The 1,417-nt window shown below is 62.0% G+C and carries 2 protein-coding genes and 1 pseudogene; 1 reads left to right on the top strand and 2 read right to left on the bottom strand.

Annotation, left to right across the window (positions count from 1 at the left end; genetic code table 11):
- On the top strand, window positions 1-312 hold a 312-nt coding region (locus tag AB4Z09_RS29080), incomplete at its 5' end, for a hypothetical protein (RefSeq protein WP_442241391.1).
- Between the two features lie 23 nt (window positions 313-335).
- Here the strand turns inward: AB4Z09_RS29080 and AB4Z09_RS29075 are convergent.
- Window positions 336-542: pseudogene (locus AB4Z09_RS29075) on the bottom strand (PadR family transcriptional regulator); the annotation flags it as partial.
- A gap of 354 nt (window positions 543-896) precedes the next feature.
- A partial coding sequence (locus AB4Z09_RS29070) for a GntR family transcriptional regulator (RefSeq protein WP_442241390.1) occupies window positions 897-1,417 on the bottom strand: 521 nt, incomplete at its 5' end.

Genomic DNA, 1,417 nt, shown 5'->3' with positions numbered 1-1,417 from the left:
GTCCTCACCCAGGACCGCGGTCATGCTGTGGCCATCTTGATCCGCGCCGTGGAGTTCGGTCTCGAGTTCCGAGAGAAGTACATTCCGATCAGCCCTACGGACGCCTGCACGCCGCCAGAGCCGGTTCGCCTGCCGGATGACTTTGTACCGTTCGATGCTGTCAACGTGCGCTGTTGCTGTGTTCATGGGATGTCCGTTCCGAAGTCGGCTGTGGCACAGGACTGCAGTAGCGAGGTGACGCTGGTTGAGACGGCGAGCCATTCTGCAGTGCCGCTCTCGAGTAAGCTGGCGCCGGCGCCACTGAGCGAGTAGTACTTTCGGGGTGGCCCCGAAAGAGATGGGCGCATCTCGGATATGACTAGCCCGGCCTTCTCAAGGCGCGCCAGCAACGGGTACGTGGATCCACTAGAGACGAGTAGGTCCTGCTCGGCGAGCCTCTCAGTGAGTTCGTATCCATACACCGGCCGTTCTCGAAGCAAGGCCAGAAGGCAAAGGTCCAAGACTCCTCGAAGCACGAGGCTTCGCCTCTCTACGGCACTCATGTTGAGCAAGGTAGCAGGCGCTAGCATGCTGAGCAACATATCGCCGGAAGGCGCCACATCGCCGCAGCTTGCCGACCTGGCGAACTGCCTTGCCCCGGACATAGATGACGTGGAGATTCCCGCGGGCCGCTACCGCATCCGCTCTCACGCCCGATACAAGGACCGTCAAGTCGGCGAGCAAGGTTTCACGCGGTCTCGATCAGCTGGCAATACCCCACCCGCAGACCCCGTGCACCAGACCGATTCCAGTACGCCCACGACGGGGCCCGCGACATCCGCTCGCCGACGCTAACTATCTCCGCGGACTGRCCAAGGAGAGCTCACGACCGCCCTCACACCGCGCATAGAGAACTGTCACCTGTGCAGTTCAGGCGCCACAAGTGCGTGCGGCGACTGTAGCTGCGCTCCCGTCGATGTGACCGCCATGCGCGGGGCCAGCGAGGTCTCGGCGTCGAGTGCAGAAGAGAAGAGCGCCTCGAAGTCTTCGCGATCGAGTCCGGCTTCGCGGCCAGACTCGATCCACGCGCGCAGTTGAGCGAGAAGCGAATCCTTGCAGGCCATTCCGGGCTTCGCGATGGTGTTGATGATCCGAGTCCCCCGACCAGGGCGTGCTTCGACGAGCCCTTCGCGCTCGAGTTCGCGGTACGCCTTCAACACAGTGTTGGGATTGATCCCGAGAGCCTCGACAACGTCCTTTGCTGTCGGCAGTCGGTCCCCCTCCCGCAACTCCCCGAGGAGCAACGCGCGCTTCGTCTGCACGACGAGCTGAAGATAGGTCGGAGTGCCGCTGCGACGATCCACGATGAACACGAAAATCTCCCCCACTTTCGCTAGTTGAATAGAGGATACGCAATCAAGACCGACCACTCCAATGC

The sequence above is a fragment of the Rhodococcus sp. TAF43 genome (genome assembly GCF_052113525.1).
Lineage (GTDB): Bacteria > Actinomycetota > Actinomycetes > Mycobacteriales > Mycobacteriaceae > Prescottella.
The sequence above is the reverse complement of the archived record's forward strand: the minus strand, read 5'-3'. Positions and strand labels throughout refer to the sequence as shown.